Genomic DNA, 22,994 nt, shown 5'->3' with positions numbered 1-22,994 from the left:
GTACAGGAGGCTTACGGCAGGAGACGAGGGTTTGCGGCGGTGAACTAGCTCTGATCCGTCGCCAGACATAGAGCAAAGAGCTGGCGCTGGCTCGAAATCCCCAGCCGCTGGTACGCGCGTTTCTGATAAGTCACGACGCTGCTGGGCTTCACGCCCATGCATTCGGCGATTTCAACGGCGCTGCGTCCTTCGAGCACGCCGCGCAGGGCGTCGAGTTCGCGTTTGGACAGCGTGGGGCAGAGCCCGCGCAGGCGCGCAAGCATCATCTGAGGAATGCCGAGCTGGCTCTGGCCGCGAATCGTGTAGTGATGCCGCGCCGACTCGCCGATCAGCGGCGCGAGCGATTCGACCAGTTCGACTTCGGCCGGCTGAAAATTGCCGGCATCGCTTTCGCGGTACAGGTTCACGGAAAGCCAGATATCGGCGGCCGGCTGCAGCAGCAGGGAGAGCCGGTCGGATACGTTGGGCGTGGCGTAGCAGGCGGTGCGGTAACCGTCGTGCGCGATGTCGGCGCTGCTTTGCCAGTGCAGAACGAGTGACGAGCCCGGCTTGTCGGCCGAACCGCCGTTGACGATCTGCTGATTGCCGTCGAGCGCGTAGAAGAGGCGCGCGTAAGTGTCGGCGACGTCGCGCAGGAAGCGCCCGCCGCGATGATCGGCCACGGAAACCGTGCGCGGGCGGTTGCCGAATTCGTACGCGAACACCGTGCATTGCGTGACCGACGTCGCCGGCCCGAGCATGTTCAGCACTTCGGCGGCGAGCGCGTTGGCGTCGTCGCGGCCGATGGCCGAAACGAGGCTGGTGACGCGCGAGAGGTCGAATTGACCTGCCTGCCTCGGTCGATCGAGATGCCAGTAACGCATGTTTCTTAACGGAAAACGGCTAAAAAGGCGACTTTTACGAGATTAGCATCGTTTCGCACCAGCGCGAAAGCGCCTGCAGCGGGGTCGGATCGGCCTGCGGGGCGCCCTCGTAAGCTTTGCGTCAACGTAAGCAGGGAACGGCACGTTGGGGTAATCTCCACCCTCGGCCGGCGCGGTATTCGCGTCATGTTTCCTTACCTGAACATCCCTGCGCGCAGGTTATCTCCAAATGTTGACGCTCCCCACCGCGATTCCACCCGATTTCGGCGCCGGAGCGGTCTTTCTCAGCGTACTCGTCACGCAACTGGGCGTGCCCGTGCCGGCCGCGCCGGTGCTGATTCTCGCGGGCACGATGGCAGCGGGCGGCGAGACATCCTACACAAGCCTGTTGCTGGCGGCCGTAATCGCGACGCTGCTGGCCGATTCGCTGTGGTTCGCCGCGGGCCGCAAGCGTGGGCGGCGTCTGCTCAATGGGCTCGTGCGCTTTTCGCTGTCGCTGGACACCACCATCCGCATCGCGCGCAATGTATTCGAGCGCTACGGCGCGCCCATTCTCGCGGTGGCGAAGTTCGTGCCGGGGCTCGGCCTGATTTCCGCGCCGCTGCTCGGTACGACAACGGTGGCCGTGCACGTCTTCCTGCTTTGGGACACGGTTGGCGCGGCGTTGTGGGCGGGCACCTGGTTGCTCGGCGGCGCGGCGCTGCATGCCGAAATCGTGCGTTTCGCGGCGTTCGTGCGTGCGAACGGCATGACGATCTTCGACGTGCTCGCCGTGGCGGGCGTGCTGTTCCTTGGCTGGCGCTGGCTGCGGCGCATGCAGTTCCGCCACTGGCTTGCCACGCATCGTATTTCGCCCGATCAGCTCGACGAGATGATGAAGTCGAGCGCGCCGCCCATCGTGCTCGACGCGCGCCCGCAAACCGTGCGCGAGAAAGAGGCCTACCGGATTCCAGGCGCGCGGCCGCTGAATCTCGAATCGAGCGAAGAACTGTCGCCCGAGTTGCTCGGGCGTCCGATCGTCGTGTACTGCGTGTGCCCGAACGAAGCGACGGCCAAGCGCATCGTCGATCAGTTGCGCAACAAGCACATCTACCATGCGCGCGCGCTCAGGGGCGGCCTCGACGCCTGGGAGCGCCACGGTTATCCGGTCGAGCCGCTGTCCAACGAGTTCCACGCCGCGCATGAACATGCCGATGAACTCGAAGCGGGCGAGGAACCGGAATACACCGTGCGGGCAAGCCTTTCCAAATAACGGTCGTTCCGCCGCGCGCCGCCCGGCGCGCGGTGCTCCCTAGGCGCGCTGCCTGCGCGAGCCGCCGCCCACGTTCTGTCCCGCGTCGCGCGCCATCTGCGCGTACCCCCACACCGAAATCAGCGTGAGCACGCCGGCGCCGAGAAAGGCGAGCCGGAAGTCGTCGAGCGTGAACACATGGCCGGTCGTTTCGCCGTTGACGTGTGCGGCCACCCGCAGCGCGAGCGCGCCAAATGCAATGCCAAGGCCAATGGTCATCTGCGCCGCCGCGCTCCAGAGCGTGCTGGCCGCGCTCATCTGCGGCTGCGCGACATCGGCGTAGGCGAGCGTTGCGAGGGTGGAAAACTGCATCGAGCGCGTCACGCCGTACACGAACACGACGATCAGCACGATGGCGAGCGGCGTGCCGGGCGTGAGCAGGCCGCACGCGATCAACGAGACGCCCGCCACGCTCACGTCCACAACCGAAACGAGCCGGAAGCCCCAGCGTTCCAGAATGCGCGTGGTGAGCGCCTTCATGCCGAGATTGCCGAGCGCGCTCGCGAGCAGCAGCAGGCCGGACTTGAACGCGGAGAGACCGAAGCCGATCTGGAACATCAGCGGCATCAGATAAGGCGCCGCGCCGATGCCGATACGCGTGATCGAGCCGGTCACGATCGTGACGGAAAACGTCGGGACCTTCAGCGTGGAAACATCGACGAGCGGATGCGGATGACGCTTCGCATGCACGAACGCGACGACGCCGATCGCGACGCCCGCCGCAACGATCGCCACCGCGCGCCACGGATTCTGGCCAACCTGACTCGCGAGTTCCGCGCCGTAGAGAATGGCGGTCAGCGACGCCCCGCTCAGCACGAGGCCCGTAACATCGAGCGGCCGGCGCTGCTCGCCGCGCAGGTTCGGCACGATCGCGGCGATGGCCGCGAGCACGGCAATGCCGAACGGCACGTTCAGCAGAAAGATCCAGCGCCACGACGCGTAGGTCGTAATGAAGCCGCCGATCGGCGGTCCCACCACGGGTGCGGCGATGGCGGGCCAGGTGATCGTCGAGATCGCCTGCATGAGCTTGCTTTTCTCGGTGCTGCGTACGACGACCATGCGCCCGACCGGCACCATCATCGCGCCGCCGATGCCTTGCAGAATGCGCGCGGCCACGAACTCGTCGACGTTCTGCGAGATCCCGCACAGCACGGACGCGACCGTGAAGGTGACCACGGCGCCGAAGAACACGGTGCGCGCGCCGCAGCGGTCCGCCACCCAGCCGCTGGCCGGAATGAAGATGGCGAGCGCGAGCATATAGGCGGTCACGCCGAGGCTCAGGCTATTCGGACCGATGCCGAACGAGCGCGCCATCTGCGGCAGCGCCGTGGCGATGACGGTCGTGTCCAGATACTCCATGAAGAACGTGGCGGCGACGAGGTACGGCAGCCAGCCGACGCCGGAAGAACGTTGCGCGGGAGCGGTCATTGCGCCTCCGCGCAGGAGAGGGGAATCAACGTCATCGTGGTGCGGGTCCTGTGCGGTCTGCGGGCGAATTGGGGCGACTCGTGCCGATCGGAATCGTGCGGACCGGGTCGTGAAGCCAAAAGCCCGTAGCGAAAGGCGACAGTTTCCAATACGCAAAAGCATCTGTACAGCCGCGCGGCGGGCGGCGGCGCTGTGAGACCTTCGCGGCAAGCCCAAATCGAAGCGCGTAGACTCGTGCGCTGTCGGCATCTCATCGTCAACTCCCTTGATCAATGGAGGATCGGAAATGGAATACCGTTTTCTGGGTGCGTCTGGAATGAAGGTGCCGGTGCTGAGTTTCGGCACCGGCACGTTCGGCGGCAAAGGCGAGTTCTTCGAGGCCTGGGGCGCAACCGACGTTGCCGAAGCGCGAAAGCTCATCGACATTTGCCTCGACGCCGGCGTGACGATGTTCGATACCGCGGATATCTATTCGAGCGGCGCGTCGGAGTCGGTGCTCGGCGAAGCGCTCAAGGGGCGCCGCGACAAGGCGATCATCTCGACCAAGGCGACCTTCCGCTTCGACGACGAACCCAATAACGTGGGCTCGTCGCGCTTTCACCTGAAGCGCGCGGTTGACGCGGCGCTCAAACGTCTGCAGACCGACCATATCGACCTGTTCCAGTTGCATGGTTTCGATGCGCGCACACCGGCCGAGGAAGTGCTGTCCACGCTCGATGAACTCGTGCGCGCGGGCAAGATTCTCTATACGGGCGTGTCGAACTTCTCGGGCTGGCACCTGATGAAATCGCTGGCGGTGGCCGATCGCTACGGCTACCCGCGGTACGTCGCGAACCAGACGTACTACTCGCTGATCGGCCGCGACTACGAGTGGGAATTGATGCCGCTCGGGCTCGATCAGGGCGTGGGCGCCGTGGTGTGGAGCCCGCTGGGCTGGGGGCGTTTGACGGGCAAGATCCGGCGCGGCCAGCCGCTGCCGGAGAAGAGCCGTCTGCATAAAACGGCGGAGCAGGGTCCGCCGGTGCCGGACGAATACCTCTTTCGCGTGCTCGACGCCATCGACGAGATCGCGAAGGAAACCGGCAAGACCGTGCCGCAGATTGCATTGAACTGGCTGCTGCAGCGCCCGACGGTCGCGACGGTGCTGATCGGCGCGCGCGACGAGGCGCAGTTGCGCCAGAACCTCGGTGCGGTCGGCTGGAATCTCACGCCCGAACAGGTCGCGAAGCTCGACGCCGCGAGCGCCGTGCGCCCTGTTTATCCCTACTGGCACCAGGAGGGGTTCGCCGAGCGCAATCCGTCGCCGGTTTGACGAGAGTCTTCGCTGAGCGAGGTTGCCTCAAGCCGCTTCGGCCTGGCGCAGGATCTGGGTCGCGCCCAGATGCAGCGCCAGGGCGAAGAACTCGCGTTCCGCGAGATTGAGTGTCTTCGCGGCGGCCATTGCGCGGTAATGGTCTTCGGGGTGCAGGAACAGCTTGACTTCGACTTTCGACTGACAGTTCTGCGCGGACTCCACGGATGCTTCTCCTTCGGTAACCGGGCGCTCGGCCCGTGACGGGTGCGAAGCCCATTACCGGGCGTCCATACGCGCAAAGGCGCGCGCCGTGTACCGCGATGTAAGCAGCGGTATGAAACGGCGATGACGCGGAGTGGGCCTTGAAAGTTCGCCTGCCTGGGCGCGTGCGCGACGGCAGGACACGCGCGCTGAACTAGCGAAGCGTGGGACGACGCAATGCGCCGGTAGTGCGATTGAAGCCGGGATGAGACAGGTGATGCGACGGCGGGGCAACGTGCTGCATAAGCGACCAACCTCCGGAATTCTTCTTCTTGTGCGGCAGGGCGCCGCATGTAGTACGGGCGCCAGTGTAGTCGCGTTTCGGCCTAGGGTAAACCCCTAATTCGAAAAGAATTATTGCGTAGATTGAGATAGTTGCCGGACAAGATCCGAAATGCTTGGTGGGCGCACTTCAGTTCATGCGGAATGGATAAGGGGAATGAATGGGGCGGCGAGAACCGCCGCCCCGGCGCCAGCCTGAGAGCGGGCGTGAAGCTTGGGCGCGTCAGCGCCCGGCCATTATTCCTCGACGCGCTTGCGCAGGCGCGAGCGCGCCTCGGCGAGCGACAGGAACTTGCCATGTGCTTCGTCCAGCACGGTGACCTTGCCGTGGCCGATGTCATAGACCCAGCCCTGCAGTTCGAGCTGGCCCTGGGCCACGCGCGCCGCCACCGCGGGGTGCGTGCGAAGGTGCGTGAGTTGCAGGCGGACGTTTTCTTCGACGAGCGCCTGGACGATGTGGTCGTCGTCCAGACCGCGCGTCTTCACCACGCTGCGTGCGGCTTCCGCGTTGCGCAGCCATGCCTGCACCGTGGGCATGTTGGCCGTGGCTTCCGCGCCCGAGGCGAGGCCCTTCATCGCGCCGCAGTCGGTATGGCCGCACAGCACGATCTGCTTCACGTTGAGCGCGAGCACCGCAAATTCCACGACGGCCGACACGCCGCCGAGCATTTCGCCATAGGCCGGCACGATATTGCCGATGTTGCGGCAAACGAACAGATCACCGGGCTTGGCCTGCGTGATCATTTCCGGCGAAACGCGCGAGTCGGCGCAGGTGATGAACAGCGTGTGCGGCGCCTGGCTATGGGCGAGGCTGTGGAACAGCTCCTTGTTGCCCGGGAAAACGTGATGAGTGAATTCGTCCACGCCGTCGAGCAGGTGTAACAGATCGCAGCCGCACGAATCGGAGTGATCGTCGTGCGAGTGGGTGTTGTCTGGCATGGATGTTTCTCTCTTTATCATGAATCGACACTATCGAATGGCAACAGCGGGAGTTTACGCTGAGCCGACCCCTGGCGGATCGGAAAACTTCGCGTCACGCTGCGCGAGACAGCAGCCTTCCCGGTATCGAGGTGTCGAACCGGCGGGATATGTCGATAAACCGGCCGAAAAGACAGCTAAGTGCGGGAAAGTGGGCTTGCCGAGTGGGGCGCCTGCGCGGCGTGCGTTTCCGTTCGAAACGAGATTTTCTCACGCCGCGCGCAATTGGCCCATCCGGGGTGTCGCCGGGAGTGTCGGGATCAAGAAGAGAGAGGGAACGCGACCGACCAGTCGGTCGGCGCGTTCACCATGCCATGCGCCATTGACCTGAAGAATGGGCAGGGGCGTCGGCCAGCAACGTGTCGCCGGGCGGTGTCGTTCCATCGGAGAAGTCTGCGAGGATTTCGTCGCGCAGCCGCACGAAGCGCGGATCGGCGCGCTCGCGCGGGCGCGGCAATGCCACGTCGACGATGCGACGGATGCGGCCGGGGCGCGGCGCCATCGTCACGACGCGGTCACCGAGGTAGATCGCCTCGTCCACATCGTGGGTGACGAGGATCATCGTGATGCGTTCGCTTTCCCAGATGCGCAGCAATTCGTTTTGCAGGCGGCTGCGCGTGAGGGCGTCGAGCGCGCCGAACGGTTCGTCGAGCAGCAGCACGCGCGGACGATTGACCAGGCCGCGCGCGATCGCTACGCGCTGCGCCATGCCACCCGAGAGTTGATGCGGATACGCCCGCTCGAAACCCTTGAGGCCCACGAGTGCGATGTGCTCAGCCACGGCCTCGTGCTTCTTGCGCGCCGAAAGCGGGGCATTGCGCAGCGCCGCCAGAATGTTTTGTTCGGCGGTGAGCCACGGAAACAGCCGATGATCCTGGAACACGATGCCGCGCTCGAGCGACGTGTCGCCTACGCGCTCGCCGCGCATCATGATTGCGCCGCTATAGCCCGCGTCGAGGCCGGCGATGAGGCGCAGCAACGTGGATTTGCCGCATCCGCTCGCGCCGAGCACGCTCACGAATTCACCGGGACGCACATGCAGCGTCACATCGTCGAGCACGGCGAGCGCGGACTCGCCTGCGCCGTAACGCTTGCTCACGTGCAGAATGTCGAGTCCCTCGGGTTCAATGGTGCTCATCGGGTTTTCTCTCAGGTTCATTTGATTGGCAATGCGAATCATTGGGCGGTGATATGCAACCGTGCCAGCACCGTTCGCTCCACGCGGCGTGCGAGCGCATTGAGCGCCCAGCCAATCGCACCCACGACGATGATGCCGAACAGCACGAGGTCCATGCGGAATTGTTCGCTGCCGTCGATCAGCAGATTGCCGATGCCGCTGCCGGCAACGAGCAGATACTCCGCGCCGAGCGTGGCGAGCCACGAATAGATGAGCGCGAGATAGAGGCCCGTGAAAATCGAGGGCAGTGCGGCCGGCAACAGGACGTGGCGGACAAGCTGCAGACGCGAATAGCGCAGCGCCTGCGCGAGTTCGACGTATTGGCGCGGAACGGCGTGAATGCCGTCGCACGTGTGGGCGGCAACGGGGAGCAACGCCGCCAGCGAAAGAAAGACGACCTTGGCGGCGTCGCCGAGCCCGAACCACACGGAAATGAGCGGAATCCACGCGAACAGCGAGATCTGCTTGAACGTGTCGAAGCTCGGCCCCACGACGCGCGCGGCGATGCGCGAGAGCCCCAGCGCGCCGCCCAGCAGAAGGCCCGCCGTGGCGCCGATCGCGAAGCCGCAGGCTTCGCGTGCGAGCGATGCTGAAAGCGCTCGGGCCAACGCGCCGCTCTCGATCTGTTCGTGAGCGGTGCGAACCACATCGGCGGGACTCACTAGCAGGCCGCTCTTCACGAGATGCGAGGCGCTCAAGGCCCACCACAGCGCAATGGCGACGAGGGGCAGGGCTGCTCCGCGTAGATCGAGAGTTCGTCGCGGTTTGGTCTCCATGGTTGCTTCGCAGGCGCAAGCGGGGCGCACGGATTTGCGTGCGAGCGATAATTTCATGGCGAACGTTCCTCTGGGGTGATTGGCTGCCATCAAGCGCGAAACGCCGACGGCGTACCGCGCCGCAAACGCCGCTCGAGCGCATCGAGCAGCCGGTTGATGACGAGGCCGACCGCGCCCACCACAACCACGGAAGCCATCACGAGATCGAGCTGAAAGAGCTGCCGCCCATACACGATCAGATAGCCGAGCCCTTCTGAGGACGCCACGAGCTCGACTACGACGAGCGCGAGCCACGCCTTGGTGAAGGCGAGGCGCACGCCGGTGGCGAGCGTGGGCACCGCCGCGGGCAGCACGAGCCTCACGATGCGTTGCCAGCGTGTGTAGCCGAATACGCGCGCGACTTCGTCCAGTGCCGCCGGTGTCTGCCGAAAGCCCTGTATGGTGCTGAGCGTGACCGGCACGAGCGCCGCGTGAGCGATGAGCAGATACTTGAGCGGTTCGCCCACGCCGACGAGCAGCAACAAGAACGGCAGCCAGCCGAGCACCGGAATCTGCACGATCGCGTTGAAGCTCGGCAGCACCCAGGCTTCGAGCGTGCGGGAGAGCCCGAGCGCGCCGCCGATCAGCAAGCCAAGCACGGTCCCGCCGGCGAAGCCCAGCAGTACGCGTTGCAGGCTGATCAGCGTATTGCGTGCAAGCTCCCCGCTCTGGGCGAGATCGACGAACGTTTCATAAACACGCTGCGGTGCAGGCAGGATTTGCGGTGCGATCCAGCCATGCGCGCTGCCCACGCTCCACAGCAGGAAGAGCAGCGCGGGCAGCAGCCAGGGCGCGAGATGCCACGCGCCCGCGCGCAGCGCGGCGCGCCAGCGTGTGTGTGTCGTTGCCGTGTCGATAAGCGGTGCCGCACGCGGCGTGTCGCTGGCAATCGTGATCGCGGTTTCCGTCATGATGCGGCTCCTCTCGTGCGCTCAGCCAAGCGGCTTGCCGGCGGCGTCGTAGCGGGTCCAGTAGTGTTCGAGCTTTTGCGTGCGCAGCGCGTTGTCGAGATAGCGCGGCTCGAACCACGAATCGACGTCCACGGGCTGGCGAATCAGCTTCAGGCGCAGCGCGTCCTGCGCAACGGCCTTGTAGCGGGCCACGATGAACGGATCGATCAGCGGCGAATTGCGGTACTTCAGAGGCTGTTCGCCGAATTCGGCTTGCCAGGACGTGTAGCTCACGCCGCTCTTTGCCCACAGCTTGAAGAGCGCGTCGCGGTTTGCCTCGTCGGACGACCATTGCGCCGCTTGCACGAAGACGTTGACTACACGCTGCACGATATCGGGGTGCGCCTTCTCGAAGTTGTCGAGCACGAGCAAATGCGCCTGGCGCGTCAACTGCGGCCCGTCATGCTGCGAGTCGTAGACGATGCGGGCCAGCCCCTGGTCGCGCAGCCGGTAAAGCGTGTAATCGCTCACCGAGGCGTCGATGCCTTTCGATGCGAGCGCGGCGAGCGAGCTTGCGGTATCCAGGTTGATCACGTGCAGCGCGTGTTCGTCGAGCTGGTTCTCGGCGAGTGCGTTGTCGGCCACGAGTTGCAGGTTCGTACCGCGAAAAATGGCGACCCGCCGGTCCTTGAGGTCCTTGATCGATTTGATATCCGAATCGGCCGGCACGCCCACCTTCACGCCGGAGCGCACGCCCGATTCCAGCAGGATGCGGGTCTTGAGACCGTTGGCGCGCGCGAGCACCGAGGGCAAGTCGCCTTGATACGCGAAGTCGAGCGCATTGTTGGCAATGGCCTCATTCACAGCCGGGCCCGCGCCCTTGAAGAAAAGCCACTCGACCTTGATGCCGTCGGCGGCGAACTCCTTTTCGAGCAACTGCTGGCTGCGCACCGTTGCCGCGGTCGAACCGCCGAAGGTAGGCGGATCGCCCGAGCCTTGCTGCGCGACGCCGATACGGATCACGGTGGGCTTTTCGGCTGCGGCATGCAGGGAGACGAACGAGAGCGCTGCGCAAAGCAGGTACTGCAGAACACGATATGAACGCATGGGCAGGTCGGATCTGGGTGACGAAACGGGGTGCGCAGACTGGCGAGCTTGCGTCGCCGTCGTTGCCGTTGGGTCATTCTTTTCCGTGCGTGCCGATCAGGACAACCAATGAATCGAGATTTGCATTTCTCGACAGAAGCGCTGCATGTGATGGGGAAAGCGAACGGCAGGGCGCCTTCATGATAGTGGCGCGCCGGCCGCGCCGAAGGAAGAAATCGTGCTATCGATGTGAGCAGAAACGCAAAGCCGCACAGCATGCAATGCGGCTTTGCGCGATAGCGCGCCTTATTGCGTTTCGACTGCGTGGCGCGGCGCGGCGGCGCGCCGCGACGGCATGAAATACCACACGGCGCAGAGCACTTGCAGCACGACGAGGACCGCCCACACGGTCTGATGCGCGACCGCCGGGTAGTGGCCGTCGAGTGCCGGCCAGTGCGCGAGCGCGGCGCCGATCGCGATCTGCAGGATGAAGATGCCGATGAAGATGACGAGCGTGAAAGTGGTGTTCACGCGGCCAATCAGGCGCGGCGGAAAATATTCGGCGAGCACCGCGTAAGTGAGGATGCCGGTGCCGCCGAACGCGCCGTAGGCGGCCCAAAGCAAGGATGCGGGCAGCGGCACACGTGCTGCGAGCAAGGCCTGCACGAGCACGAAAGCGAGCATCGTGACGCCGGAAAAGAGCTGCACGCTTACGCCGCGCCGCTCGAAGCTGCGTGCGAGCGCGCCAAAGCCGATGTTGCCGACAATGAATGCGCCGCCCAGCACGGAAACGAGCGAAGCCGCGCGTGCACCGGCATCGGCGGTGCCGGCCGGCACGACGTCGCGCAGGAACGCGCCGACCCACAGCGACTGCATGGCGTAGAACACGGCCTGGGTCAGCGACGAGAACGTCGCCGTCTTCCAGAACGCATGGCTGCGCAGGATGTGCGCGGTGCCCTTGAACTGTTCGAGCACGCTTGCCTGATGGTGGGTGTCGCGCGTGCGCGGCCCGCCCATCCAGATGATGGCGGCCACGAGCACCGTGAGCGCCGCGAGGCCGAGACTGACCGCGCGCCACGGCGCGATCGAGAGCAGCCACGAGAGCGGCGCGCCCACAGCCACGCCGCCTAGTCCCCCCACAGCCATGACGAGGCCGTTCACGAGCGTGAGCTGCGCGACGGGGAAGTGCTGCGCCGTGGCCTTGAACGCGCCGCCGAGGCACACCGACACGCCCACGCCGATCAGCAACCGGCCCACCATCATCGCGGCCATGTTGTGCGAGACGCCGAAGATTAGCGCGCCCGCCGCGGCCACGAGCATGACGCACGCGGTCACGCGTCGCGGGCCGTAATGGTCGAGCAGCACGCCGCCGGGGATCTGCGCGCCGGCGAAGCCGAGGAAATAGAGGCTCGTGAGCGTGCCGAGATCGGTCGCCGTGAAGCCCATCTCACGCGAAAGAAACGGCGCGAAGCCGAGATTGACGCCGCGAAACAGGTATGAAATGAAATAGCCGAGCGCGAATACGGCGAATACGCGCAGTCTGAGTGAGGTCATGTTTGGGGCGAAAGCGGATTGAATGCCTGGCTGTCGATTATTGGCGATTGACGTACGCGAGGCCAGCGAGAGATTTCAGACGGCATTGTGAGTAGAATTTGACGTCATGGCCCGATCTCTCCCACCATTGCAGGCGCTGCGCGCCCTTGAAGCCGCCGCGCGGCGGCGCAGTTTCAGCCGCGCAGCGGAAGAATTGCATTTGACGCACAGCGCCGTGAGCCATCACCTGCGCGCGCTCGAAACGGAACTGGGCGTCGAGCTGTTCCGCCGCGCGGGCAGCCGCATGATCCCGACGGCCGCGGGCGCGCAGCTGGCGGAGCGCGTGCGCCGCAGTCTCGACGACCTGCGCGACGCGCTCGACGCCACGCGCCCCGGCGTGAGCGGCGTGACGCGACTCGAGTTGAGCGTGATGTCCGACTTCGCCTCCGTCTGGCTGATTCCGCGCCTGGGCGACTTTTACGACCGCCATCCCATGGTCGACCTCTCGCTGCGCATGCATGCCGACGTTACGCCGCCCGACCCGTTTCCCTTCGACGTCGGCATCTGGCATCGGCGGGTGGACGAACCCGGTTTCCAGATCCGCAAGTTGCTGGACGACCAGGTCGTTGCGGTATGCAGTCCGGCCTTGCTCGCGCGCCACCCCGGCTTTCGCATCGAAGATCTCGCGAGCATGCCGCTCCTGCGTTTTTCGCGCCGCTCGTGGCGCGACTTCTTCGAGGCCGCGGGCGTGGCCGGCGACGAACCGGAGCGCGGACCGGTCTTCGACGACGCGGGCCTGCTGCTGCAGGCCACCGTGGCCGGGCAAGGGGCGGCCACGGCGCGCCTGCAACTCGCGCGTGGCTTTATCGAGCGCGGCGAACTGGTGCAGTTGGGACAGGTTCGCATTCCAGCCTCACTCGACTATTACTTCACATGGCGCGAAGGGCATCCGCGCGAGGCGGCGATCCAGCAGTTCTATCGATGGATAAAGGCGCAATTGGCCAATTGATGTCGGCCCCTCGTATTGCGCAATGGGTATTCGGGTTAACCGCTGTCCGGATTGTCAACGCCGCTTGTGTGATGTGCGTTGCTGTTTGATTAAAGCGGCTCAATCCCGCTCTGGAATACGCGATTAGCGATTGTATTCATATCGCATGCACCAAAACGGATCACGGCTGAAGGCATTGCAGCGGCGTTTAAAGCGGCAATGAAGCGGCAATGAAGCGGCAATGAAGCGGTAATGGATCGTAAAGCGGGCGGGTGAAGCCATTTCAATTGCATTGTTGTGTAGTGGCTTCACTATTTGGACAGTCAACGTATTCGTCTGTGGAAAGCAACAGGAAAGTGTGGCGTGGAATCACAGATTGGGCACGCTTCGTGTCAAGAATGAAATAGTTGCGGTATTGTTACTTCCCATCGCCGTTCGGCGCGCGAATGTTTTGTAGTCAATGGTGTAGTTAACGGCCCATTCCTGGGCCTGCAATAAGACTGACAACAGGAGAAACTGCATGAAGGCTATTCAGATGTTCAAGCTGGCCGCAGCCACGGCGCTCGTGGCGGCCTCGTTCCAGGTCTATGCGCAGGACGCTTCGGCGCCTGCCGCAGCGGCCCCCGCCAGCGGTCCGACGGCCGCTGCCCAGCACAACGTCAATCAATCGAAGGCAGCACTGCGTCAGGCACGCGCAGCGAACCGTGCGCTCGGCCGCAAGGTCCGTGCGGCCCTCGCGCGTGACCGGAACATCAGCGTCTCCAACATCACCGTGCGTGCGAAAGACGGCGCCGTCATTCTGCAAGGCACCGTACCCGAGTCGTCGCAAATCCAGCGCGCCGGCGATGTCGCCAAGGGCGTGGAAGGCGTGACGTCGGTGCGTAACGCGCTGACGATCCGCCCGGTTGGGACCTGAGCATCGGCTAGCCGGCGTGTGCCGATCGCGCGTGGAGGCGCGGACGGCGACGCCGGAGCGGATGCATTCAGCTGCTTCCTGAAGGCCGCACATGCAGTCCCTTTCGCGGACTGCATGTGCGGCTTTTTTATTGCCTGTCGAGACTGTAGTGCGAGCCGCGCTCAGGCATCGACGTAATGCATTTCCGGCGATTCGCCCATCAGCAGAGGGCGATTGGCGTCGGCGGCCGCGCGCAGATAGTCCCAGAGCGACGTGATGCGCCGCAGCTTGCGCAGGTCCTCGCGGCTGCACAGCCAGAAGCGCCGCGTCACCACGACTTCGTCGGGCAGGATTGGCACGAGGCGCGGGTCGGGCTCGGCCATGAAGCAAGGCAGGATGGCGAGCGCGCTGCCCTGCAGCGCAGCATGGTATTGCGCAATCACGCTGGTGCTGCACAGGTTGGCGGTCACGTTAGGCGCCGTTCGTTCGAGGTACAGCAGTTCATGGCTGAACGCCAGATCGGCGACATAGCTGATGAAGGCATGATTGCGCAGGTCGGCGGCTGTGCGAACGCGCGGGTGGCGCTCGAGATAGGCGGGCGTGCCGTACAGGCGCAACCGGTAGTCGCACAGCTTCGTGTACACATACTGTCCACGCTCGGGGCGCTCCAGCATGATCGCGAGGTCGGCCTCACGCTTCGAAAGGCTCACGAAATGCGGCACCGGCAACAGGTCGATCGACATGTCGGGATGCTGGCCCGTGAAGCGCGCCAGCTGCGGCGCAAGAAAGAAGCAACCGAAACCTTCCGTCGAGCCCACGCGAACATGGCCCGAAAGCGACTGCGCGCCAAGCGCGAACTGCTCGCTGGCCGATTGCACCGTGGTTTCCACGGCATCCGCATAGGCCAGCAGGCGCTGGCCTTCGGCCGTCAGCACGAAGCCGCCCGAGCGCGATTTATCGAATAGAACCGTGCCTAGCGCCGCCTCCAGCTCACGCACGCGGCGCGCGACCGTGGTGTGGTCGACGCCCAGGCGCTTTGCGGCACCGCTCGCGCGCTGCGTGCGTGCGACTTCCAGGAAGTAGCGCAGATCGTCCCAGTTCAATGTCTCCATGCCGGTCGTTGTGTTTTTTTGCATATCGGATGGGCTTTTTCGTCTCTATGCCGTGGATATTCGAATAACTATACTCGCTGCAGAAGGCGACTGAAACAGACGCGGTCGCACGACAACAAAGACGGAGACAGACGATGCAAACGCAGTCGTTCCCCACGCGCTCGCCGCAGGCGCGCCCGTGTTCAGCAGGACTCTCCTTGACTTCGCCCGGCTCCGTTCCCGGCACGCTCGACGTGAGCGCATGCGTTTGCGCTGCGTCCTTGCGCGCGTGCTGCGGCTGAAGGTTTCGCGTACTCCGCATATTCCGCTATATCCGGCCACGGCCGGCCCGTTCGAATCCAACAGGGAGAGTTCACGATGAACGCAGTGACCCAGGCATCCAACGCGCACGTTTCGACCGTCAAGCTGCTCATCGACGGCGAATTCGTCGAATCGAAAACGACTGAATGGCGCGATATCGTCAATCCGGCCACGCAGGAAGTGCTGGCGCGCGTGCCGTTCGCGACCGTCGAGGAAGTGGACCAGGCCGTGAAGGCCGCGCATGCCGCGTTCGCCACGTGGAAGACCACGCCGGTCGGCACGCGTTTGCGCATCATGCTCAAACTGCAGGCGCTGATTCGCGAGCACATGCCGCGCATCGCGCAAACGCTCACCGCCGAACAGGGCAAGACGCTGCCCGACGCCGAGGGCGATATTTTCCGCGGCCTCGAAGTGGTCGAGCACGCGTGCTCGATCGGCACGCTGCAGCAAGGCGGTTTCGCCGAGAACGTGGCGGGTGGTGTGGACACCTACACGTTGCAGCAGCCGCTAGGCGTATGCGCCGGCATCACGCCCTTCAACTTCCCCGCGATGATTCCGCTATGGATGTTCCCGATGGCGATCGTTTGCGGCAATACGTTCGTGCTCAAGCCTTCGGAGCAGGACCCGCTTTCGACCATGCAGCTCGTCGAACTCGCGATCGAAGCGGGCATTCCGAAGGGCGTGCTCAACGTCGTGCACGGCGGCAAGGAAGTCGTCGATGCGATCTGCACGCACGAACTCGTGAAGGCGATTTCGTTCGTCGGCTCGACGGCCGTGGGCACGCACGTCTATCGTCTGGGCAGCGAGCACGGCAAGCGCGTGCAGTCGATGATGGGCGCGAAGAATCACGCTGTCGTGCTGCCCGATGCGAATCGCGAGCAGGCGCTCAATGCACTGGTCGGCGCGGCGTTCGGCGCGGCGGGCCAGCGCTGCATGGCGACCTCGGTGGCCGTGTTCGTGGGCGCGGCGCAGCAATGGGTGGACGAACTGGTGGAAAAGGCGAAAACCCTCAAGGTCAACGCGGGCCATGAGCCCAAGACCGACGTCGGGCCGGTCGTGTCGCGCGCCGCGAAAACGCGCATTCTCGGGCTGATCGACGCGGGCGTGAAGCAGGGCGCGACGCTCGCACTGGACGGCCGCGACGTGAAGGTGCCGGGCTACGAGAGCGGCAACTTCGTCGGGCCCACGGTGTTCACGGACGTGAAGACCGACATGGACATCTACACGAACGAGATTTTCGGGCCCGTGCTCGTAGTGCTCACGGCGAAGACGCTCGACGAAGCGATCGCCATCGTCAACGCGAATCCGTTCGGCAACGGCGTGGGCCTGTTCACGCAAAGCGGCGCGGCGGCGCGCAAGTTCCAGAGCGAGATCGACATTGGCCAGGTGGGCATCAATATTCCGATTCCGGTGCCGGTGCCGTATTTCAGCTTCACGGGCTCGCGCGGCTCGAAGCTCGGCGACCTGGGCCCGTATGGCAAGCAGGTCGTGCAGTTCTACACGCAAACCAAGACGGTCACCGCACGCTGGTTCGACGACGCGACCGTGAGCGACGGCGTGAACACGACGATCAGCCTGCGCTGATACGCCGCCCGGCATCAACACGGAGTACTGAACAATAACGGAGACAGGCTCATGAAAATCGGATTTGTCGGGCTGGGCCACATGGGCGCGCCGATGGCGCTCAACCTGCTCAAGGCGGGGCATGCGGTAGCCGTGTTCGACCTGAGTGCGAGCGCGATGCAAACGCTCGCCGAAGCTGGCGCGCAGAAGGCCGCATCGGCGAAGGCAGCGGCAAGCGGCGCGGAGTGCGTCATCACGATGCTGCCCGCGGCGGCGCACGTGCGCAGCGTGCTTACGGCGGAGGACGGTGTGCTGGCGGGTATCGCGAAGGGCGTGACGATCATCGATTCGAGCACGATCGATCCGGCGAGCGTCAAGGAGTTCGCGAAGCTCGCCGCCGCGCAGGGGAACGCGTTTGTCGATGCGCCAGTCTCGGGCGGCACGGGCGGTGCGGCCGCAGGCACGCTGACCTTCATGGTGGGCGGCAGCGCCGAGCACTATGAGAGCGTGAAGCCGGTGCTTTCGGGCATGGGCAAGAACATTGTCCATTGCGGCGAGACCGGCACGGGGCAGGTGGCGAAGATCTGCAACAACCTCGTGCTCGGCATCACGATGGCCGGCGTGGCCGAAGCGATGGCGCTCGGCGAGGCGCTCGGCATCGACCCGAAAGTGCTAGGCGGGATCATGAACACGTCCACGGGCCGCTGCTGGAGTTCGGACACGTACAACCCGTACCCGGGCGTGATCGAGACGGCGCCTTCCTCGCGCGGCTACACGGGCGGTTTCGGCACGGACCTCATGCTCAAGGACCTGGGTCTGGCCACCGACGCCGCAAAAGGCGTGCATCAACCCGCGTATATGGGTGCGCTCGCGCAGCAGCTCTATCAGGCCATGAGCAGCCACGGCGACGGCAAGCTCGACTTCTCGGCGATCATCAAGCTGTATCGCGCCGACAAAGGCTGAGTCACGTCGTTTCGAGTCGCGAAAGGCGCGCTGCGAAGCGCGCCTTTTTTACGCCCGTATCGTCAGCGCTTGATACGCGCTTCGACACGCGCAAAGAGCCGCTTGAACCAGACGCCGAGCAGCGCATTCGAAGGCGCGAGCGCGGTGGAGCAGGCGAGAATGCGATAGACGTCGTTGCGCGTGACCTTCGAGGTCTTCGCGGGATCGAGCCAGTCGTCGTTGTCGACGAGGCGCTCGAGCGTTTCGAGGCCGATGAGAATGGGCCACAGGCACGCGAGCCGCAGGCGCACCGAAAGGCGCGGCAGCGCGAACGTATAGTCGATGGCCGCGCGAAAATGGTCGAGCGCGATGCGCACGAGTTCGAGCATGATCGGCCGCGCGTGCGCCGAGGCGCCGGGCTTGAGCAGGTCCTGCGCGGTGAGCCCGGCCTGGGCCAGCATCGAAGCGGGCAGATAGCAGCGGCCGATGCGCAGATCCTTGCCGCAGTCGCGCAGCACGTTCACCATCTGCAAGGCCTTGCCGAAGCGAATGCCGCGCGCGTACATGGCAGGTTCCAGCGAGGGCGCAAGGGTGCCCGGCAAGTGCATGTACGTCATCTTCGTCCAGAACTCGCCCACGCAGCCCGCCACGAGATACGTGTAGCGATCGAGTTCGTCCCACGTGTTCAGCGCGGCCACCTGGCCCGAGCGCTCGTCGGGGAACGTGCGCAGATCGAATTCCATGCCTTCGGTGAGCGTCGTGACGATCTCGCGCACGGCCCGGCGATCGGCGTCGTCGAGTTGCGCGAGCACGTCGAGCGCGCCGCCTAGTGACTCCAGCAGCAGCTTCTCGTCCGATTGCGTTTGCTGGCCCGCCACTTCGCCCGCGAGATCGGCGAGCAGGGTGTCATCGTTGGTCGCGCCGTTCACGCGTTCGCGCAGCGCGAGCAGCAGGGCGAGCCGCCGCTCGGGCGGAATCAGCGCGGTATCGGCGATGGTGTCGGCGGCGCGCGCGAGCAGATAGGCTTCGCCCACGGGGTCGCGCATGCCGGCGGGCAGCACGCGCATCGTGAGGTAGAACGAACGGGAAACGCCTTTGAGCAACGGGCCCAACAGGAAGGCCCGGGTAGAATTCTGCATGTCGGATAGGGGCAGCAAGGGACGGATCGGACGCAGCCGCATTGTATCGTGGACGAAGGAGACAAGGCCCGATGAGCCCCGAACGCGCGTTTTATGACCTCCAGGTGCGCTTCGCGCGCACGGCGGCGCGCCTCGCCGGTATGCCGCTCGCGGCGGCGTTGCTCGACTGCACGAACCTTTACGTGCGCTTTGGCGCGGGGCGGGCTTTCGATCGCACGCATCCCCTTTGGGCAGCTTACGTGTATGGCCTCGATGAGTGCGCAAGCGTGAGCGAGCAGTGCGAGTGGACGTGGCGCTATTTGCAGCGCTGCCCGACGCATCAGGCGGCGCCCGCGGTCGTCGCGACGGTTGGCTGCTTCTCGTACGCGCGTGAACCGCACGGCGGAGTGCGTTTGCACTTCAACGCTCAAACGGATAACGGCATGTCGCCGCTCGATTCCCGGCAACGCGCCGCACGGTACGTTGAGTTGCGGGCGTTAATTGGGCACCTGCGCAGCCATCTCGGCGAAAGCGGTTGCGCGCCGGGTGATGTGCTCATTCATGGCACGTCCTGGCTCTACAACGTGCCTGCCTACCGGCGGCTTTTTCCTGCGGCCTATGTGGCGAGCGCGCAGCCTGTGGCGCGCCTGCGTGCAGTTTCGCTTTGGGGCCAATTTCTCGACCGTCACGGCGGCGTGCGCAACGACGCGGCCGCGATGCTGCTCGAGCGCGTCGACCGAGTTAGCACATTTGCCAATTTGTTGTCTTGCTTTCCCTTACAGGCGCTCGCGGTGCATGCGAGCTTTGCAGCGTTTCAGGATTATTTTGATAAGTGACGGCATGCGGTCGTCGCGAAGCGGGCCACGCTGCGCGCGGTAAAACGCCTGTTTGCCTATCGAAAGCGAACGTAATCGCTACGGTTACCAAAAATTTTTCAAGATAACCGCGGCGTCGTGCAGTCGAGAGCAGATTGAAAGCCGCTATACGCACGAAGGGGGTTGGCCTCGCGCGGAAATGGGTGCGCGCGAAACGAACTCAACGAGGCCCATGCAATATTGATGAAAGTAATTCCTGTAATCACAAGGTAACGCGCATGCCGCGCCCAACGCACTAGACTCCGCCGATGCTTTCGAAACGGAGCGTCGCTCATGCCCTCGTCCCCGGCTCTTGCCATTCATTCCCTGCGCGATTTCGAGCTGACTGCGGACGGCCAGTACCTGATGGTGAACGGCAATCAGCCGGACAGCGTCGCATTGCATTGCTCGGTGATGCATGAACTGCTCGCCGCACTTTCCAACGCGATTGGCCGCTCCGAGCGCATTCGCCACAAAACCGCGAGCGTGAAATTCACCATGCCTTGCGAGGCCTGGGAGGTCGGCCGCGAGTCGGGCGACGTGCAGCATCTCGTCGTGAGCTTTCGCTTGCCCGGGGGCGCCGAACTGTCGTTCCGTCTGCAGCCTGCGCAAGCCGTGCACATGACCGAGGTGCTCTCGCTCGCAACGGGGCTCGCGAAGATGCGCCTGCCTGGCCGCGCGAGCATGCAATAGGCGCGGCGCAGGCCCGGTTTGCCGCACTCGTTGTACACCCTGCATCCGTGGATGCCGGCCGCGCGCGTCTCGCGCCGGTCATGGAGCATTCGGCACTTTCACGGCTCTTTCGTTGCTTCACATTCGACCTCCCGCATGACGGCATCAACTACCACGGCGCGCTATGCACGCGCACTGACTCTCGCCGGCTTCGGCATCGGCGTGACTGCTGCGGCGCACGCCACCGAGCCCTTCGTGGTCCAGGACATCCGCATCGACGGGCTCACGCGCATCGAACCGGGCACCGTATTCGCCTATCTGCCGATCAAGCAGGGCGAGACCTTCACGGACGACAAAGCCTCCGACGCCATTCGCGCGCTCTACGCGACGAGCCTCTTCAGCGACGTGCGCATCTCTGCGCAAGGCGGCACGGTGATCGTGCAGGTGCAGGAGCGTCCCGCTATCGGCACGATCGATTTCGCGGGCATCAAGGAGTTCGATAAGGATAACTTGACGAAGGCGCTCAAGTCGGTCGGGCTCTCGCCGGGCCAGAGCTACGACAAGGCGCTCGTGGACAAGGCGGAGCAGGAACTCAAGCGCCAGTACCTCACGCGCGGCTACTACGCGGCAGAGGTCACGACCACGGTCACGCCGATCGACCGCAATCGCGTGGGCCTGCTGTTTTCCGTGGTCGAAGGGCCGAGCGCGAAGATCCGCCAGATCAACTTCATCGGCAACAAGACGTTCAGCGACAGCACGCTGCTCGATGAAATGCAACTCTCCACGCCGAACTGGTTCTCGTGGTACACGAAGAACGACCTGTACTCGAAGGAAAAGCTCACGGGCGACCTCGACAATGTGCGCTCGTACTATCTGGACCGTGGCTATCTGGAGTTCAATATCGATTCGACGCAGGTCTCGCTGTCGCCCGACAAGAAGGACATGTACCTCACGATCGGGATTCACGAGGGCGAGCCTTACACGATTTCGAGCGTCAAGATGGCCGGCAATCTGCTCGACCGCGAGGCGGAGTTGAGCAAGCTCGTCGGTGTCAAGCCGGGGCAGCGTTTTTCGGCGCAAAAGCTCAAGGACACGACCAAGGCGATCGTCGACAAGCTCGGCGAATATGGCTACGCATTTGCGACCGTGAACGCGTTGCCCGAAATCGACCAGAAAGACCACACTGTCGCGCTCACGCTGCAGGTGGACCCGAGCCGCCGTGTGTATGTGCGCCGCGTGAACGTCACCGGCAATACACGCACGCGCGACGAAGTCGTGCGCCGCGAAATGCGCCAGCTCGAAAGCTCGTGGTTCGATTCGAACCGTCTCGCGCTTTCGAAGGACCGCATCAACCGCCTTGGCTACTTTACCGACGTGGACGTGACCACGGTGCCGGTGGAAGGCACGCAGGACGAAGTCGACGTGAACGTGAAAGTGACCGAGAAGCCCACCGGCACGCTTTCGCTGGGCCTCGGCTATGGCTCTGGCGAAGGGCCGATCATCTCGGCGGGTATTTCGCAGGACAACGTGTTCGGCTCCGGCAACAGCCTTTCGCTGAACGTGAATACGGCCACGACGTACCGCACGCTTTCGGTCACGCAGGTCGATCCGTATTTCACGGTGGACGGCATCAAGCGCATTACCGATGTCTACTACCGCACGACCGAGCCGCTTTACTACTCGAGCACGAACGACACGAGCTTTCGCATCGTCTCGTACGGTGCGGACATGAAGTTCGGCATTCCGTTCTCCGAGACCGACATGGTGTATTTCGGCCTCGGCATCGAGCAGGACCGCCTCGACGTCGATTCCAGCACGCCGCAGACCTATATCGACTACGTGAACGATTTCGGCCGCGTTTCGAACACGGTGCCGCTCACCGTGGGCTGGTCGCGCGACAACCGCGACAGCGCGCTGGTGCCGAGCCGCGGCTACTACGCGCAGGCCAATGCCGAATACGGCACGCCGGCCGGCACGCAGTACTACAAGGGCGATGCGCAAATGCAGTACTACTACTCATTCGCGCGCGGCTTCGTGCTGGGGCTGAACTTCCAGGGCGGCTACGGCAACGGCCTGGGCGGCAAACCGTATCCGATCTTCAAGAACTACTATGCGGGCGGTATCGGGTCTGTGCGCGGCTACGAGTCGGGCTCGCTCGGCCCGCGCGACACCACGACGAACGACCCGATCGGCGGCTCGAAGATGGTGGTCGGCAATATCGAGCTGACGTTCCCGCTGCCCGGCACGGGCTATGACCGCACGCTGCGCGTGTTCACGTTCGTGGACGGCGGTAACGTGTGGGGCACGGAAGGCAGCAGCACCGGCGCGAACGGTCTGCGTTACAGCTATGGCGCGGGCCTCGAATGGATCTCGCCGATCGGGCCGCTCAAGCTCGATCTGGGCTTTCCTATCGTCAAGCATGCTGGCGATCAGTACCAGAAGTTTCAGTTTCAGATTGGTACGTCGTTTTAATTGTATGGTTGTTTGGTCGTGCCTCGCGCTTTGGCTTTTTCTTGTGTTCGTGTCGGTATGCAGGCGTTGCCCCTGTGCGGGGCGGCACCTACTTTTCTTTGCAGCGGCAAAGAAAAGTAGGCAAAAGAAAGCCGCTCAAACCGCCAGCGCCTGCCACAGTTCACATCGCGCCACCACACT

At 64.2% G+C, this 22,994-nt stretch carries 21 protein-coding genes; 9 read left to right on the top strand and 12 right to left on the bottom strand.

Going from position 1 to position 22,994, the window contains the following annotated elements:
• Positions 1-44 precede the first annotated feature (44 nt).
• Entirely contained in the window at positions 45-863 is an 819-nt protein-coding gene (locus U5A52_RS17630) for a helix-turn-helix transcriptional regulator (protein ID WP_321910829.1), read from the bottom strand.
• 229 nt (positions 864-1,092) lie between these two features.
• Between U5A52_RS17630 and U5A52_RS17625 the strand changes: the two genes are divergently transcribed.
• Positions 1,093-2,115: a VTT domain-containing protein gene (locus tag U5A52_RS17625; RefSeq protein WP_321910830.1), complete on the top strand. Its 1,023-nt coding sequence runs from the start codon at positions 1,093-1,095 to the stop codon at positions 2,113-2,115.
• Between the two features lie 39 nt (positions 2,116-2,154).
• On the opposite strand, the gene U5A52_RS17620 is transcribed toward U5A52_RS17625, so the two are convergent.
• A complete protein-coding gene (locus U5A52_RS17620; protein ID WP_321910831.1) occupies positions 2,155-3,582 on the bottom strand; it encodes an MFS transporter in 1,428 nt (475 codons plus the stop codon).
• A 286-nt stretch (positions 3,583-3,868) separates the two neighbouring features.
• On the opposite strand from U5A52_RS17620, the gene U5A52_RS17615 reads away from it, so the two are divergent.
• On the top strand, positions 3,869-4,894 hold the full coding sequence (locus tag U5A52_RS17615) for an aldo/keto reductase (protein WP_321910833.1): 1,026 nt from the start codon (positions 3,869-3,871) through the stop codon (positions 4,892-4,894).
• Between the two features lie 27 nt (positions 4,895-4,921).
• Here U5A52_RS17615 and U5A52_RS17610 read toward each other — a convergent pair whose 3' ends face one another.
• From U5A52_RS17610 to U5A52_RS17580, 7 genes are all read right to left on the bottom strand, one after another.
• Positions 4,922-5,098 carry a hypothetical protein gene (locus tag U5A52_RS17610; protein ID WP_321910834.1) on the bottom strand — a complete coding sequence of 59 codons (177 nt, stop codon included), beginning with the start codon at positions 5,096-5,098 and terminating at the stop codon, positions 4,922-4,924.
• Positions 5,099-5,656: 558 nt separating this feature from the next.
• Positions 5,657-6,358 carry a carbonic anhydrase gene (locus tag U5A52_RS17605; protein ID WP_321910835.1) on the bottom strand — a complete coding sequence of 234 codons (702 nt, stop codon included), beginning with the start codon at positions 6,356-6,358 and terminating at the stop codon, positions 5,657-5,659.
• A gap of 343 nt (positions 6,359-6,701) precedes the next feature.
• A complete protein-coding gene (locus U5A52_RS17600) occupies positions 6,702-7,535 on the bottom strand; it encodes an ABC transporter ATP-binding protein (protein ID WP_321935642.1) in 834 nt (277 codons plus the stop codon).
• A gap of 38 nt (positions 7,536-7,573) precedes the next feature.
• Positions 7,574-8,350, bottom strand: coding sequence for an ABC transporter permease (locus tag U5A52_RS17595; protein ID WP_321910883.1), 777 nt, complete (start codon positions 8,348-8,350; stop codon positions 7,574-7,576).
• A gap of 89 nt (positions 8,351-8,439) precedes the next feature.
• Complete coding sequence (locus U5A52_RS17590) at positions 8,440-9,300, bottom strand: ABC transporter permease (protein WP_321935641.1); 861 nt, start codon at positions 9,298-9,300, stop codon at positions 8,440-8,442.
• A 21-nt stretch (positions 9,301-9,321) separates the two neighbouring features.
• Positions 9,322-10,386: an ABC transporter substrate-binding protein gene (locus U5A52_RS17585; RefSeq protein WP_321935640.1), complete on the bottom strand. Its 1,065-nt coding sequence runs from the start codon at positions 10,384-10,386 to the stop codon at positions 9,322-9,324.
• A 285-nt stretch (positions 10,387-10,671) separates the two neighbouring features.
• Positions 10,672-11,919: an MFS transporter gene (locus U5A52_RS17580; RefSeq protein ID WP_321935639.1), complete on the bottom strand. Its 1,248-nt coding sequence runs from the start codon at positions 11,917-11,919 to the stop codon at positions 10,672-10,674.
• A gap of 106 nt (positions 11,920-12,025) precedes the next feature.
• Here U5A52_RS17580 and U5A52_RS17575 point away from each other — a divergent pair, with 106 nt between their 5' ends.
• Both U5A52_RS17575 and U5A52_RS17570 read left to right on the top strand, forming a co-directional pair.
• Positions 12,026-12,907 carry a LysR substrate-binding domain-containing protein gene (locus U5A52_RS17575; protein ID WP_321935638.1) on the top strand — a complete coding sequence of 294 codons (882 nt, stop codon included), beginning with the start codon at positions 12,026-12,028 and terminating at the stop codon, positions 12,905-12,907.
• Between the two features lie 499 nt (positions 12,908-13,406).
• Positions 13,407-13,802, top strand: coding sequence for a BON domain-containing protein (locus U5A52_RS17570; protein WP_321910844.1), 396 nt, complete (start codon positions 13,407-13,409; stop codon positions 13,800-13,802).
• Positions 13,803-13,963: 161 nt separating this feature from the next.
• Here the strand turns inward: U5A52_RS17570 and U5A52_RS17565 are convergent, their stop codons facing one another.
• Positions 13,964-14,917, bottom strand: a complete 954-nt coding sequence (locus U5A52_RS17565; protein ID WP_321910845.1) for a LysR family transcriptional regulator — start codon at positions 14,915-14,917, stop codon at positions 13,964-13,966.
• 333 nt (positions 14,918-15,250) lie between these two features.
• On the opposite strand from U5A52_RS17565, the gene U5A52_RS17560 reads away from it, so the two are divergent.
• A complete protein-coding gene (locus tag U5A52_RS17560; protein WP_321935637.1) occupies positions 15,251-16,777 on the top strand; it encodes a CoA-acylating methylmalonate-semialdehyde dehydrogenase in 1,527 nt (508 codons plus the stop codon).
• A gap of 51 nt (positions 16,778-16,828) precedes the next feature.
• Positions 16,829-17,719, top strand: coding sequence for a 3-hydroxyisobutyrate dehydrogenase (mmsB, locus tag U5A52_RS17555; protein WP_321935636.1), 891 nt, complete (start codon positions 16,829-16,831; stop codon positions 17,717-17,719).
• A gap of 62 nt (positions 17,720-17,781) precedes the next feature.
• On the opposite strand, the gene U5A52_RS17550 is transcribed toward mmsB, so the two are convergent.
• A complete protein-coding gene (locus tag U5A52_RS17550) occupies positions 17,782-18,837 on the bottom strand; it encodes a phytoene/squalene synthase family protein (protein ID WP_321935635.1) in 1,056 nt (351 codons plus the stop codon).
• A gap of 71 nt (positions 18,838-18,908) precedes the next feature.
• Here U5A52_RS17550 and U5A52_RS17545 point away from each other — a divergent pair, with 71 nt between their 5' ends.
• The 3 genes from U5A52_RS17545 (at position 18,909) to bamA (ending at position 22,814) form a co-directional block, all read left to right on the top strand.
• Complete coding sequence (locus U5A52_RS17545; RefSeq protein WP_321935634.1) at positions 18,909-19,652, top strand: hypothetical protein; 744 nt, start codon at positions 18,909-18,911, stop codon at positions 19,650-19,652.
• A gap of 312 nt (positions 19,653-19,964) precedes the next feature.
• Entirely contained in the window at positions 19,965-20,363 is a 399-nt protein-coding gene (locus U5A52_RS17540) for a hypothetical protein (protein ID WP_028205068.1), read from the top strand.
• Positions 20,364-20,498: 135 nt separating this feature from the next.
• Positions 20,499-22,814, top strand: a complete 2,316-nt coding sequence (gene bamA / locus U5A52_RS17535) for an outer membrane protein assembly factor BamA (protein ID WP_321910856.1) — start codon at positions 20,499-20,501, stop codon at positions 22,812-22,814.
• Here bamA and U5A52_RS17530 read toward each other — a convergent pair.
• Positions 22,811-22,994, bottom strand: a 184-nt coding sequence (locus tag U5A52_RS17530; RefSeq protein ID WP_321935633.1) for a hypothetical protein, incomplete at its 5' end; no start/stop codon positions are given. The two genes, bamA and U5A52_RS17530, sit on opposite strands and share 4 nt — an antisense overlap.

It is taken from the genome of Paraburkholderia sp. J8-2 (assembly GCF_905220195.1).
Taxonomy (GTDB): Bacteria; Pseudomonadota; Gammaproteobacteria; order Burkholderiales; family Burkholderiaceae; genus Paraburkholderia.
This window is presented reverse-complemented; position numbering and strand designations above follow the sequence as displayed.